The following is a 14,120-nucleotide window of genomic DNA, read 5'->3' as shown; positions in this document are numbered from 1 at the left end:
GACGAGCGGAAGCGTAGGTTCCCTGCTACCCCGCGTCGGCGCCCCTCGGGACGTCGGCCCGCCGTCCCGGGTGGCGGGCCACGCGGGGGCCAAAGACCATACGGCCAGGCGGCTCAGCGCCGCTGCTCCTCCCGCGCCGCGAGGCGCGCCACTTCGGCCCGCAGCAGCCGGACCTCCTCGGTCAGCGCGGCGATCGCCTCCGTCTGGCGCCGCTCCTCCACGTCGTCCTGCTCGAACCGGGCGATGAACCAGGCGGCGATGTTCGCGGTGACGACACCCAGCAGCGCGATCCCCGACAGCATCAGCCCGACCGCGATCATCCGCCCGAGGCCGGTGGTCGGCGCGTGATCGCCGTAGCCGACGGTCGTCATCGTCGTGAACGACCACCACACCGCGTCACCCAGCGTCCGGATGTTCCCGTGCGGCGAGTCCCGCTCCACGGAGAGCACCGCCAGCGAGCCGAACATCAGCAGCCCGACCACGGAGCCGACGACATAGGTGGTCAGCCGGATCTGCGGCGCCATCCGCGCCCGCCGGCCCACCAGCAGCAGCGTCGACACCAACCGCAGCAGCCGCAGGGGCTGCAGCAGCGGCAGCACCACCGCGCACAGGTCCATCCAGTGCGTCCGCACGAACTCCCGGCGCCGCGGGCTGAGCGCCAGCCGCATCAGGTAGTCCAGCGCGAACGCCCCCCACACGACCCACTCCGCGACGGTGCAGACGACCGTCAGGAGCGGGTCCGCGGGGTTGTCCACGATCGGCACGGCATAGGCAAGGGCGAACACCAGCGCCAGTGCGAGCAACGGGCGCTGAGTACACCCTTCCCAACGCGCCTGCGCCGACGATTCGTTCACATGCGCATCCTAGGACGCGCCCGGGAGGGCGGGGCTGTACCGATATGCGGCTTTCCCGCGCGGGCGCGACAAGCCACCACGCACCGGCACCCGGCAATGCACCGGCACCCGGCAACGCACCGGCAGCCCCTCCCCGGCTGCCGTCAGCGGCCGAGGCCCGGCGCGGCGGCTACGCGTCGCCGCCCGCCGCCCCCGGATCCGCCGCCGTGACGTCCAGCAGCCGGTACCGGTCGATGGCCTGCTTCAGGGCGGACCGGTCGACCTTGCCCTCCCGCGCCAGCTCGGTCAGCACCGCGACCACGATCGACTGCGCGTCGATGTGGAAGAAGCGCCGCGCCGCGCCCCGGGTGTCGGCGAAGCCGAAGCCGTCCGCGCCGAGCGACTGGTACGTGCCCGGCACCCAGCGCGCGATCTGGTCCGGCACCGATCGCATCCAGTCCGACACGGCCACGAACGGGCCCTCGGCGCCGCTGAGCTTCCGCGTCACGTACGGCACCCGCTGCTCCTCCTCAGGGTGCAGCAGGTTGTGCTGCTCGCACGCCACGGCCTCGCGGCGCAGCTCGTTCCAGGAGGTCGCCGACCAGACGTCCGCCTTGACGTTCCAGTCCTCGGCGAGGATCTGCTGCGCCTCCAGGGCCCACGGCACCGCCACGCCGGACGCCATGATCTGCGCCGGGATCGTGCCGCCCGTGCCCTCGCCGAGCCTGTGGAGGCCCTTGAGGATGCCCTCGACGTCCACGTCGGCCGGCTCGGCCGGGTGCCTGATGGGCTCGTTGTAGACGGTCAGGTAGTAGAAGACGTCCTCGCCGTGCGGGTGCTCGGGCGAGCTGCCGTACATGCGGCGCAGGCCGTCCTGCACGATGTGCGCGATCTCGTACGCGTACGCCGGGTCGTAGGCCACGCACGCCGGGTTGGTCGAGGCCAGCAGCTGGGAGTGGCCGTCCGCGTGCTGCAGACCCTCACCCGTCAGGGTCGTGCGGCCCGCGGTCGCACCCAGGAGGAAGCCGCGCGCCAGCTGGTCGGCCATCTGCCAGAACTGGTCACCCGTGCGCTGGAAACCGAACATCGAGTAGAAGACGTAGACCGGGATCAGCGGCTCGCCGTGCGTGGCGTAGGCCGAGCCCGCCGCGATCAGCGAGGCCGTGCAGCCCGCCTCGGAGATGCCGTCGTGCAGCATCTGGCCGGTCGGGGACTCCTTGTAGGCCAGGAGCAGGTCCCGGTCCACCGACTCGTACTGCTGTCCCAGCGGGTTGTAGATCTTCGCGCTCGGGAAGAAGGAGTCCATGCCGAACGTGCGGTACTCGTCCGGCGCGATCAGCACGAAACGCCTGCCGATCTCCTTGTCCCGCATCAGGTCCTTCAGCAGGCGCACAAAGGCCATGGTCGTCGCGATGGACTGCTGGCCCGATCCCTTCTTCACGGTCGCGTACGCCGTGTCGTCCGGCAGCCGCAGCGGCTTCGAGCGCACGACGCGCGTCGGCACGTAACCGCCGCACCCCTTGCGCCGGTCGTGCATGTACTGGATCTCCTCCGTGTCCCGGCCCGGGTGGTAGTACGGCGGCGGGCCGGACTCCAGCTGCTTGTCGGTGATCGGCAGGTGCAGGCGGTCGCGGAAGCGCTTGAGGTCGTCGACCGTCAGCTTCTTCATCTGGTGCGTGGCGTTGCGGCCCTCGAAGTTCGGGCCCAGCGTCCAGCCCTTGATCGTCTTGGCCAGGATGACCGTCGGCTGGCCCTTGTGCTCCAGGGCCGCCTTGTAGGCCGCGTAGATCTTCCGGTGGTCGTGACCGCCGCGGCCCAGCATCAGGATCTGGTGGTCGGTCATGTTCTCGACCATCGCGCGCAGCCGGTGGTCGTCGCCGAAGAAGTGCTCCCGGATGTACGCGCCCGACTCGGTGGCGTACGTCTGGAACTGCCCGTCCGGAGTCGTGTTCATCTTGTTGACGAGGATGCCGTCGCGGTCCTGCGCGAGCAGCGGGTCCCAGGAGCGGTCCCAGATCAGCTTGATCACGTTCCAGCCGGCGCCCCGGAAGATCGACTCCAGCTCCTGGATGATCTTGCCGTTGCCGCGCACCGGGCCGTCCAGGCGCTGCAGGTTGCAGTTGACCACGAAGGTCAGGTTGTCCAGGCCCTCCCGGGCGGCGATGGACAGCTGCCCCAGCGACTCCGGCTCGTCCATCTCGCCGTCGCCGAGGAACGCCCACACATGGGACTCGGAGGTGTCCGCGATCCCGCGCGCGAGCATGTACCGGTTCATCCGCGCCTGGAAGATCGCGGCCAGCGGGCCGAGGCCCATGGAGACCGTCGGGAACTCCCAGAAGTCCGGCATCGAGCGCGGGTGCGGATAGCTGGACAGGCCGTCCGGGTACTTCGACTTCTCCTGGCGGAAGCCGTCGAGCTGGTTCTCGCTGAGCCGGTCGAGCAGGTAGGCGCGCGCGTAGATGCCCGGGGAGGCGTGGCCCTGGAAGAAGACCTGGTCGCCGCCCTTGCCGTCGTCCTTGCCGCGGAAGAAGTGGTTGAAGCCGACGTCGTACAGCGAGGCGGAGGAGGCGAACGTGGCGATGTGGCCGCCGACACCGATGCCGGGGCGCTGGGCGCGCGAGACCATCACGGCCGCGTTCCAGCGGGTGGCGTTGAGGATCTTGCGCTCGATCTCCTCGTTGCCGGGGAAGAACGGCTCGCTCTTGGTCGGGATCGTGTTGACGTAGTCCGTGCTGCGCATCTCGGGCACGGCCACGCGGCGCTCGCGGGCCCGCTCGATCAGCCGGAGCATGAGGTACCGGGCCCGCTCCCGGCCGCGCTCGTCGACGGCGGCGTCGAGGGAGTCGAGCCACTCCTGGGTCTCTTCGGGATCGAAGTCGGGAACCTGACTCGGGAGGCCGCCAATGATGATCGGGGTGCGATCGGATCCGGAAGCCACGGCGTTCCTTACCTGTCGGAGGGCCAGTTCTTGCTCGTGCCTACTGCTGGTGCCTGCACCGCTCCCCATCGTGTACCTCGGGAGGACGTACGTCACCTCCGCCGCGGGGCCAACCGGGGCCACGGCCGGTCAAAACGCAACGATACGCCCGGGGCGTGACGCCCTCGGCAAAGTTGTTCGAGCTCCGTATCGCCGGATGATTCCCAACGGAGCAATCCGGGCACATCGGTGTGATGTGGGTGGCGCGGAATCGAGATACGGTGCGAGGAGTTGCGACGACACGGCCGGGATCGTCACCGTTTCGGCGGTCCGGACGGCCGGGTACTTGCGCGATCCGCCCCGCCCGTGTGGACTACGGCCAATGCTTCGCGCACGCGCGTGGCTGAGATATTCATCAAGACATGATCAGGAGGCAACCCGTGAGCGCGACCGCGGACCACGCGGAGGAGCGGACGAACCCTGCCGTCAGGCTGGGGTTCCAGCCCGGGCAGGTGGTCCAGGAGATCGGCTACGACGACGACGTCGACCAGGAGCTCCGCGAGGCCATCGAGGAAGCCGTCGAGGGCGACCTCATGGACGAGGACTACGACGACGTGGCCGACGCCGTTGTGCTGTGGTTCCGTGACGACGACGGCGACCTGACGGATGCGCTGGTGGATGCCACCACGTACATCGAAGAGGGGGGCGCGATCCTGCTCCTCACACCGAAGACCGGCCGTTCGGGGTACGTGGAGCCGAGTGACATCCAGGACGCGGCCACGACGGCCGGCCTGACGGCGTCGAAGAGCGTCAGCGTGGGCAAGGACTGGAGCGGCAGCCGGCTGGCCACGCCCAAGGCGGCCAAGTCGAAGAGGTGACCGCCGTCCGGGTGGGCCGGTTCTCGCCCCGGCCCGCCCGGATGCCCCGGTGATCGCTGCGTAGGGTGGGAGCCGAGCGTTCCGTGCGCTCTCACCCCGACAGCCCACCGAAGGGAAGCACGACGATGGCGATCCAGGTCGGCGACAAGGCACCCGACTTCGAGCTCAAGGACAATCACGGCCGCACCGTGAGGCTCGCGGACTTCCGCGGCGACAAGAACGTGGTCCTGCTCTTCTACCCCTTCGCCTTCACCGGCGTGTGCACCGGCGAGCTGTGCGAGCTGCGGGACAACCTGCCGAAGTTCGCCGACCGCGACACCCAGCTGCTCGCCGTCTCCAACGACTCCATCCACACCCTGCGCGTCTTCGCCGAGCAGGAGGGCCTGGAGTACCCGCTGCTCAGCGACTTCTGGCCGCACGGCAACGTCTCGCGCGCCTACGGCGTCTTCGACGAGGACAAGGGCTGCGCCGTGCGGGGCACCTTCATCATCGACAAGGAGGGTGTCGTGCGGTGGACCGTGGTCAACGGCCTGCCGGACGCGCGCGACCTGAACGACTACGTGAAGGCGCTCGACACCCTGTGAGCCGGACGAGCGTCCGACACCTGTGATCCTTCGGGTCCAGGGTCTGCGGGGGGCGGGAACCCGTCACTAGGATCGGCTCGTTGATCCCATATCCGAAGCAGGACGGGGCTCCCCGCCCCTGGACACCACATGGAGGACCCGTGGGAGTCAGCCTCAGCAAGGGCGGCAACGTATCGCTGACGAAGGAGGCCCCGGGCCTGACCGCCGTCATCGTCGGTCTGGGGTGGGACGTGCGCACCACGACCGGCTCCGACTTCGACCTCGACGCGAGCGCGCTGCTGCTGAACAACTCCGGCAAGGTCGTCAGCGACCAGCACTTCGTCTTCTTCAACAACCTCAAGAGCCCCGACGGCTCGGTCGAGCACACCGGTGACAACCTCACCGGTGAGGGCGAGGGCGACGACGAGCAGATCAAGGTCAGCCTGGCCACGGTCCCGGCCGACGTCGAGAAGATCGTGTTCCCGGTGTCGATCTACGACGCCGAGACCCGCCAGCAGTCCTTCGGCCAGGTCCGCAACGCCTTCATCCGCGTCGTCAACCAGGCCAACCAGCAGGAGATCGCCCGTTACGACCTGAGCGAGGACGCCTCCACCGAGACCGCCATGGTCTTCGGCGAGCTGTACCGGCACGGCCCGGAGTGGAAGTTCCGCGCCATCGGCCAGGGCTACGCCTCGGGGCTGCGCGGCATCGCCCAGGACTTCGGCGTCAACGTCTGACGCCCGCCGGGTGCGCGACATCGTCCGGCGCCCGCCGTTTACGGCGGGCGCCGGACGTGCAGGACAACCAGGGAAGCACCACCAGGGGAGGACCAGCATCATGGGCGTCACGCTCGCCAAGGGAGGCAACGTCTCCCTCTCCAAGGCCGCACCGAACCTCACCAATGTCATGGTCGGCCTCGGCTGGGACGCGCGTTCCACCACCGGGGCCCCCTTCGACCTGGACGCCAGCGCGCTGCTGTGCGGGGCGGACAACCGGGTCCTGGGGGACGAGTGGTTCGTGTTCTACAACCAGCTCAAGAGCCCCGACGGCTCGGTGGAGCACACTGGTGACAACCTCACCGGTGAGGGCGAGGGAGACGACGAGTCGATCCTGGTCGACCTCGGCAAGGTGCCGCTCCGGTGCGAGAAGATCATCTTCCCGGTCTCCATCCACATGGCGGACGAGCGCGGCCAGACCTTCGGCCAGGTATCCAACGCCTTCATCCGTGTGGTCAACCAGGCCGACGGCCAGGAGCTGGCGCGCTACGACCTGAGCGAGGACGCCTCCACCGAGACCGCCATGATCTTCGGCGAGCTCTACCGCTACCAGGGCGAGTGGAAGTTCCGTGCGGTCGGGCAGGGGTACGCGTCCGGACTTCGCGGTATCGCTCTAGACTTCGGAGTCAACGTTTCGTAAAGCCGGGTACGGCGCGGGGGAGACCCTCCCCCCAGACATGGTCTGGGAGGTGCCCCCACAACACGATGGGGTAACCAGTGCTTCTCAAAACCTTCGGCTGGTCGTTCGCGGTCACCGCGCTCGGCCTGGTCGCCGCGGTCTTCTACGGGGGGTGGGAGGCCTTCGGCGTCGTGGCGATCCTGGCCGTTCTCGAGATCTCGCTCTCGTTCGACAACGCCGTGGTCAACGCCGGAATCCTGAAGAAGATGAACGCCTTCTGGCAGAAGATCTTCCTCACGGTCGGCGTCCTGATCGCCGTCTTCGGCATGCGGCTGGTCTTCCCCGTCGTCATCGTGGCCATCACCGCCAAGCTCAACCCGTACGACGCGGTCCACCTCGCCCTGTCCGACAAGGACCGCTACCAGCAGCTCGTCACCGACGCCCACCCGGCGATCGCCGCCTTCGGCGGGATGTTCCTGCTCATGATCTTCCTCGACTTCATCTTCGAGGACCGGGACATACAGTGGCTGCGGTGGCTGGAGCGTCCCCTGGCCAAGCTCGGCAAGATCGACATGCTGTCGGTCTGCATCTCCCTGATCGTCCTGCTGATCACCTCCTTCACCTTCGCCGCCCACGCCCACCAGCACGGCGGCGTCCACGCCGACAAGGCGCAGACGGTCCTGATCGCCGGCATCGCCGGCCTGATCACCTACATGATCGTCGGCGGGCTGTCCGGCTACTTCGAGGACCGGCTGGAGGAAGAGGAGGAGCGCGAGCACGAGGCCGAGGAGGAGGCCGCCCGCACCGGCAAGCCGAAGCCGGCGGTGCTGATGGCCGGCCAGGCCGCGTTCTTCATGTTCCTCTACCTGGAGGTCCTGGACGCGTCCTTCTCCTTCGACGGCGTCATCGGCGCGTTCGCCATCACCAACGACATCATCATGATGGCCCTGGGCCTCGGCATCGGCGCGATGTACGTCCGGTCGCTGACCGTGTACCTGGTCCGCCAGGGCACTCTCGACGACTACGTCTACCTGGAGCACGGCGCCCACTACGCGATCGGCGCCCTGGCCGTGATCCTCATGGTCACCATCCAGTACGAGATCAACGAGGTCATCACCGGCCTCGTCGGCGTGATCCTGATCGCCCTGTCCTTCTGGTCCTCCGTGCGCCGCAACCGTGCGCTGGCGCACGCCGGCGAGGGCAGCGGGGAGAAGGCCGAGGTCTCCTCCGGGGTGTGACACCCCGGCCGGTGAGGAACGCTTCGTTCGGGGGCGGCCGGCACGGTCGGCCGCCCCCGAACGGCGCCGAGACGAGCGAGTACGCGGTACCTGGGGGCGGGAATGGGCTTCTTCGACGGACTGCTGGGCGGGCGCGCCGCCGACTTCGACTCCGGCAGCGCCTCGACCAACGCCATCGAACTGACCAGGCGGCACCAGACGGTGTCCCTCACCAAGCAGGGCGCGGCCACCGGCCACCTGCGCGTCAATCTGACCTGGCGGATGCGCACCTCCGACTTCGACGGGGCCCAGCGGACCAGCCTGCTGCGCCACCCCTTCAGGGCCCTGAAGCCGCCGGAGGTGCTCGGACACGGGCAGAGCATGGTCAACGTCGACCTCGACCTGGGCTGCCTGTACGAGCTGAGCGACGGCACCAAGGGCGTCGTCCAGCCGCTGGGCGGCTACCTGGGCGACGTCAACGCCCCGCCGTACATCAAGCTCAGCGGGGACGACCGATTCGGGTCGGCGTCCGGCGAGACGATGTACGTCAACCTCGACCACCGGGACGCCCTCAAGCGGCTGCTGGTCTTCGTGTACATCTACGACCAGACGCCGGCCTTCGACCGCACGCACGCCATCGTCACCCTCTACCCCAGCAACGGCCCGCGCATCGAGATCGGCCTCGACGAACGCCACCCCCAGGCCCGCTCGTGCGCCGTCGTGCTGATCGAGAACGTCAAGGGCGAACTCGTCGTCCGCCGCGAGGTCAAGTTCGTCTACGGCTTCCAGGGCGAACTGGACCGCCTGTACGGCTGGGGACTGCAGTGGGGCCGGGGCTACAAGGCCAAGGCCGACCGCTAGGTCCTTTTGCGGGGATCAGGCCGGATCGGGGGGCGGTGCCTGGGCCCGCGAGCCCGGCATGATCCGAACGAGCGGCCCCGGCCCCGGCTACCGCCCGATGAACTGCGGCCCCTGCGGCGGCAGCCGGAAATTCGGGTCCGGGGCCGCCGGCACCGGCACCGGCATGGGCTGAGGCTGCGGATACCCGTAGGCGGGCTGGGCCGAGGTCGGCTGCGGATACCCGTACGCCGGCTGCTGCGGCACCGCCGGCGGCAACGGCTGCGAAACCGCCGCAGGCTCCGCCTCCGACTCGTCCACCGAGATGCCGTAGTCCGTGGCGAGGCCCTTCAGGCCGTTCGAGTAGCCCTCGCCCAGCGCGCGGAACTTCCAGCCCTCCCCGCGCCGGTACAGCTCGCCGCAGATCAGGGCCGTCTCCGCGCCGGTCTCCGGCTTGATGTCGAACCGGGCCAGCGGCTCCGCGTCGGCGACCGCGGCGTCGTACAGCTGGATGCACAGGGCCGGCACCCGGTCGAAGGTGACCCCGTCCGCGGAGGCGACCAGCAGAATCCGGCCGATATCCGGCTCGATCGCGGAGAGCTCGGCCTGGATCGTGTCGGTCAGGCCCTCGGAGACGCGCTTCTTGCCCAGCCGCCACACGTTCCCGGAGGGGTGCCGGGGCTGGTTGTAGAAGACGAAGTCCGCATCCGAGCGCACACGGCCGTCGGGGCCCAGCAGCAGCGCCGAGGCGTCCACGTCCGGGACCGACTGCCCGGGCGTCCAGCGCAGCACGGCGCGCACCGTGGTGGCCTCCAGCGGGACGTTCGACCCTTTCAGCATCGCGTGCGTCATGCGGTCATCCTGCCCTCTCGGTCCTGGCCACGACAATGCGGGGGGTGGTGCCCCGACAGGGGCGAGTTACCGGAAATTCACGCCCGCGGGGAACCCCCGACATGGATCCCTACGTACTATTACCGGCCACCCTTTGCCCAATCCACAGACTCGGCTCGCAGCCCTGAGGGAGTCATATGCGTCATTTCGGGCACATCGCCCCCGAGGTGCGGCAGCGCCTCTTCCACCGGGAGCCGTGCGCGTTCACCGCCGACTCTCCGGCCCGGCTGCTCGCCTCGGCCCTGGGGGCCACGCTGTACAGCCCGGCCACGCGGCCGCGGCTCGCCGACGACATCGTCAAGCAGGCCGGAAACGGCGTGGTCTCGATGGTGCTGTGCCTGGAGGACTCGATCGACGACGCGGACGTGGTGGCGGGCGAGGAGAACCTCGTCCGGCAGTTCGCCGACCTCCACTGTCGGGCGGGAGTGGAGCCGCCCCTGCTGTTCATCCGGGTGCGCGCCCCCGAGCAGATCCCCGACCTGGTGCGCCGCCTCGGCCCGTCCGTGCGGCTGCTGTCCGGGTTCGTGCTGCCCAAGTTCACCGAAGAGCGCGGCATGCCGTTCCTGGAGGCCCTGTCCGCCGCCGAGGCCGGCTGCGGACGCCGGCTCTTCGCCATGCCGGTGCTGGAGTCCCCCGAGCTGCTGTACCGCGAGTCGCGCGTGGACACCCTGGAGGGGATCTTCCGCGCCGTCGACAAGTACCGCGACCGCGTCCTCGCGCTGCGCCTCGGCGTCACCGACTTCTGCTCGTCCTACGGGCTGCGCCGGGCCCCCGACATGACCGCCTACGACGTGCAGATCGTCGCCTCCGTGATCGCCGACGTGGTGAACATGCTGGGCCGCGCCGACGGCACCGGGTTCACGGTCACCGGACCGGTCTGGGAGTACTTCCGGGTCTCCGAGCGCATGTTCAAGCCGCAGCTGAGGCAGAGCCCCTTCCTCCAGGTGCAGGCCGTCGAGCTGCGCGAGAACCTCATCGAGCACGCCATGGACGGGCTGCTGCGGGAGATCTCCCTCGACCACGCCAACGGCCTGCTCGGCAAGACCTGCATCCATCCCTCCCACGTCCTGCCCGTGCACGCGCTGTCCGTGGTCAGCCACGAGGAGTTCAGCGACGCCCAGGACATCCTGCGGCCGGAACGCGGCGGCGGGGGTGTACTCCGGTCGGCCTACACGAACAAGATGAACGAAGTGAAGCCGCACCGCGCCTGGGCCGAGCGGACCCTGCTGCGCGCCGAGGTGTTCGGCGTCGCACGCGAGGACGTCGGGTTCGTGGAGCTGCTCGCCGCCGGGATACCCGGCTGACCCTTCCCACATCGTCCAAGGAACGCATGTCCAAGGAAGCAGTGAAGAACGCAGTGAACGACGGGGTCTGGTCCGGCAGCTGGGTCGCCGAGCGGCTCGGGGTCGAGCTCGTGGGCGACGACGGGCTGCCGGCCCTGCTCGGGCTCGCGCTGCGCCGCAACCCCAAGCGCGCCCACCTGCTGGTCTCGCACGTGCTCGGCAAGCACGTCCCGCAGTCGCCGGCCGTGGTCTACGGCCACGGCGTCCGGCTGGGCCGCAGGGTCGCCGGGCTGCTCGGCGCGCGGGAGGCGGCCCGCGCCGTCGTCCTCGGCTACGCGGAGACCGCCACCGGCCTCGGCCACGCGGTCGCCGACGGCCTCGGCACCGCCCCGTACCTGCACTCCACGCGCCGCCCCGTGCCCGGCGTCGCGCCGGCCGGCGGCTTCGAGGAGGCGCACTCCCACGCCACCTCGCATCTGCTGCTTCCCGAGGACCCCGGGCTGCTGTCCGGCGACGGGCCGCTGGTGCTGGTCGACGACGAGTTCTCCACGGGCAACACGGTCCTGAACACCATCCGCGACCTGCACGCCCGGCACCCGCGCGGCCGGTACGTGGTGGTCGCGCTGGTCGACATGCGCTCCGCGGACGACACGGCGCGCCTGCGGCGGTTCGCGCAGGAGATCGGGGCCCGGGTGGACGTGGTCGCCACCGCCTCGGGGACGGTGCGCCTGCCGGAGGGCGTGCTGGAGAAGGGGCAGGAGCTCGTCGCCGGGCACGAGTGCGCGCAGACCGCGCCCGAGCCGTCGTACGGCCGTGTGTCCCGCCTCGAACTGCACTGGCCCCGGGGCCTGCCCGACGGAGGCCGGCACGGGTTCACGCCCGCTCACCGGGCCCGGCTGGAGGCCGCGCTGCCCGCCATGGCCGCCCGAATAGCCGAGGCCCTGCCCGCGGGCGCCCGCAGCGTCCTCGTCCTCGGCTTCGAGGAGCTGATGTACGCCCCGCTGCGCCTGGCCCGCGAGCTGGAGCAGCTCGTCCCGGCCCAGGTGCGCTTCTCCACCACCACCCGCTCGCCGGTCCTCGCGGTCGACGACCCCGGCTACGCCATCCGCACCCGCCTGGTCTTCCCGGCCCACGACGACCCCGCCGACGGCCCCGGCGAGCGCTACGCCTACAACGTCGCGGGCGGCGGCTTCGACACTGTCGTCGCCGTGGTCGACTCGGCCGCCGACACCCCCGCCCTGCACGCGCCCGACGGCCTGCTGGCCCGCCTCGCGGCGCACGTCCCGCACGTCCTGTTCGCGGTCGTCCCCTCGTACGTCCCGCACGCCCCCGAAAGGCCGGCCATGCTGCCCGAGCCCCTGCGCGGCCCCGCATTCTCCTCGTACGCGCCGGAGGAGGTCGGCTGGCTGCTCCAGGACCTCTCGGACGTGACCCTGGAGGCGCCGACCGAGGAGCGGGAGGAGGCCATCCAGAGCGGCGGCGCCCACTACGCCGAGTCGCTGCCCGTGGAGTACCAGCCCAGCGAGCAGTACCAGGAGCTCTTCCACGCCGCCCTCGACGCCTGCGCCGCCCGGCTCGCCCGGGCCGTCGGCGTGGTGACGGAGACGGTCGTCGCCGAGAGGTCGCCGCGCCCGGTGCTGGTCTCGCTCGCCCGCGCGGGTACGCCGGTCGGCATCCTCATGCGCCGCTGGGCCCGGTTCCGGCACGGACTCGACCTGCCGCACTACGCCGTCTCGATCGTGCGCGGCCGGGGTATCGACGCCAACGCGCTGCGCTGGCTCGCCGCCCACCACGACCCGCGCGACGTCGTCTTCGTCGACGGCTGGACCGGCAAGGGCGCCATCACCCGTGAACTCGCCGAGGCGGTCGCCGAGTTCGAGGCGAAGGAGGGCGTCACCGGCTTCGACCCGGAGATCGCCGTGCTCGCCGACCCGGGCTCCTGCGTACGCACCTACGGCACCCGCGAGGACTTCCTCATCCCCTCCGCCTGCCTCAACTCCACGGTCTCCGGCCTGATCTCGCGCACGGTGCTGCGCGCCGACCTGGTGGGCCCGGACGACTTCCACGGCGCGAAGTTCTACCGCGAACTGGCCGGCGCCGACGTCTCCGTCGCCTTCCTCGACGCCGTCGCCGCCCGCTTCCCCGAGGTGTCCGACACCGTGGACGAGGCGGTCAAGGAGCTGATGGCCGAGGACCGCACCCCCACCTGGGCGGGCTGGCGCGCCGTCGAGCGGATCAGCGAGGAGTACGGCATCCACGACGTGAACCTGGTCAAGCCCGGCGTCGGCGAGACCACCCGGGTGCTGCTGCGCCGCGTGCCGTGGCGGATCCTGGCCCGGGCCGGGGCGGGCGCCGACCTGGACCACGTCCGGCTGCTCGCCGAGCAGCGCGGGGTGCCGGTCGAGGAGGTGGACGACCTGCCGTACACCTGCGTCGGCCTGATCCACCCCCAGTACACCCGGGGCGCCACCGGCGCCGACGGCCGGGCGGTGAACCCCTGATGCCGGTGCTGGTGGCGAGCGACCTCGACCGTACGCTGATCTACTCCTCCGCGGCCCTGGCGCTGACCATGCCGGACGCGCGGGCGCCCCGGCTGCTGTGCGTGGAGGTGCACGAGAGCAGGCCGCTGTCGTACATGACCGAGACGGCGGCCCAGTTGCTGACCGACCTCGGCGACTCGGCCGTCTTCGTGCCGGCCACGACCCGCACCCGCAAGCAGTACCAGCGCATCAACCTGCCCGGCCCGCCCCCGAAGTACGCGATCTGCGCCAACGGCGGCCATCTGCTGGTCGACGGCGCCACGGACCACGGCTGGCACGCCGGTGTGCAGGCCCGGCTCGCCGACGAGTGCGCCCCGCTCCAGGAGGTCCACGAGCATCTGCTGCGGGCCGCGGACCCGGTGTGGGTGCGCAAGCACCGGGTCGCCGAGGACCTCTTCACCTACCTCGTCGTCGAACGCGAGCTGCTGCCCGAGGAGTGGGTGAAGGAGCTGGCGGCGTGGGCGGAGAACCGCGGCTGGACCGTCTCCCTGCAGGGCCGCAAGATCTACGCCGTGCCCAAGCCGCTCACCAAGAGCGCCGCCGTCCGCGAGGTGGTCCGCCGCGCCGGCGCCGACCTCGTCCTGGCCGCCGGCGACTCCCTCCTGGACGCGGACCTGCTGCTGGCCGCCGACCGGGGCTGGCGCCCGGGCCATGGCGAACTCGCGGACACGGACTGGGCGGCGCCGCGGATCGCCGCGCTGCCCGAACGAGGGGTGCTGGCGGGGGAGCGGATCGTGCGGGAGTTCCTGCGGGCGACCGCACAGCG

At 70.6% G+C, this 14,120-nt stretch carries 12 protein-coding genes; 9 read left to right on the top strand and 3 right to left on the bottom strand.

Annotated features, from left to right (window positions below):
* Positions 1-113: 113 nt before the first annotated feature.
* Together ACLU3S_RS20290 and aceE are read right to left on the bottom strand one after the other, a co-directional pair.
* Positions 114-854 carry a potassium channel family protein gene (locus ACLU3S_RS20290; RefSeq protein ID WP_413953320.1) on the bottom strand — a complete coding sequence of 247 codons (741 nt, stop codon included), beginning with the start codon at positions 852-854 and terminating at the stop codon, positions 114-116.
* Between the two features lie 169 nt (positions 855-1,023).
* The gene (aceE, locus tag ACLU3S_RS20285) at positions 1,024-3,771 is read right to left on the bottom strand and encodes a pyruvate dehydrogenase (acetyl-transferring), homodimeric type (protein ID WP_413953319.1); all 2,748 of its coding nucleotides are present in this window, start codon (positions 3,769-3,771) and stop codon (positions 1,024-1,026) included.
* Between the two features lie 419 nt (positions 3,772-4,190).
* On the opposite strand from aceE, the gene ACLU3S_RS20280 reads away from it, so the two are divergent.
* From ACLU3S_RS20280 to ACLU3S_RS20255, 6 genes are all read left to right on the top strand, one after another.
* Positions 4,191-4,628, top strand: a complete 438-nt coding sequence (locus tag ACLU3S_RS20280) for a DUF3052 domain-containing protein (RefSeq protein ID WP_413953318.1) — start codon at positions 4,191-4,193, stop codon at positions 4,626-4,628.
* Between the two features lie 125 nt (positions 4,629-4,753).
* Positions 4,754-5,212 (top strand): peroxiredoxin, encoded by a 459-nt coding sequence (locus ACLU3S_RS20275; RefSeq protein ID WP_413953317.1) that lies wholly within the window; start codon positions 4,754-4,756, stop codon positions 5,210-5,212.
* Between the two features lie 140 nt (positions 5,213-5,352).
* Entirely contained in the window at positions 5,353-5,928 is a 576-nt protein-coding gene (locus ACLU3S_RS20270; protein WP_413953316.1) for a TerD family protein, read from the top strand.
* A 100-nt stretch (positions 5,929-6,028) separates the two neighbouring features.
* Positions 6,029-6,607, top strand: a complete 579-nt coding sequence (locus ACLU3S_RS20265) for a TerD family protein (RefSeq protein ID WP_413953315.1) — start codon at positions 6,029-6,031, stop codon at positions 6,605-6,607.
* A 77-nt stretch (positions 6,608-6,684) separates the two neighbouring features.
* Positions 6,685-7,824 (top strand): DUF475 domain-containing protein, encoded by a 1,140-nt coding sequence (locus ACLU3S_RS20260; protein ID WP_413953314.1) that lies wholly within the window; start codon positions 6,685-6,687, stop codon positions 7,822-7,824.
* 102 nt (positions 7,825-7,926) lie between these two features.
* Positions 7,927-8,664, top strand: coding sequence for a TerD family protein (locus tag ACLU3S_RS20255; RefSeq protein WP_413953313.1), 738 nt, complete (start codon positions 7,927-7,929; stop codon positions 8,662-8,664).
* Between the two features lie 87 nt (positions 8,665-8,751).
* Here the strand turns inward: ACLU3S_RS20255 and ACLU3S_RS20250 are convergent, their stop codons facing one another.
* On the bottom strand, positions 8,752-9,492 hold the full coding sequence (locus tag ACLU3S_RS20250; protein ID WP_413953312.1) for a TerD family protein: 741 nt from the start codon (positions 9,490-9,492) through the stop codon (positions 8,752-8,754).
* A gap of 176 nt (positions 9,493-9,668) precedes the next feature.
* On the opposite strand from ACLU3S_RS20250, the gene ACLU3S_RS20245 reads away from it, so the two are divergent.
* The 3 genes from ACLU3S_RS20245 to ACLU3S_RS20235 all read left to right on the top strand — a co-directional run.
* Entirely contained in the window at positions 9,669-10,835 is a 1,167-nt protein-coding gene (locus ACLU3S_RS20245) for an HpcH/HpaI aldolase/citrate lyase family protein (RefSeq protein ID WP_413953311.1), read from the top strand.
* Between the two features lie 26 nt (positions 10,836-10,861).
* Complete coding sequence (locus ACLU3S_RS20240; RefSeq protein ID WP_413953310.1) at positions 10,862-13,315, top strand: phosphoribosyltransferase; 2,454 nt, start codon at positions 10,862-10,864, stop codon at positions 13,313-13,315.
* Positions 13,315-14,120: HAD family hydrolase (locus tag ACLU3S_RS20235; RefSeq protein ID WP_413953309.1), on the top strand; the 806-nt coding region annotated here is incomplete at its 3' end. The genes ACLU3S_RS20240 and ACLU3S_RS20235, both read left to right, overlap by 1 nt.

This window comes from Streptomyces sp. AF1A, assembly GCF_047340315.1.
Classification (GTDB): Bacteria; Actinomycetota; Actinomycetes; order Streptomycetales; family Streptomycetaceae; genus Streptomyces.
Note: the sequence above shows the minus strand (reverse complement) of the source record. Positions and strands in the feature narration are given on the sequence as shown.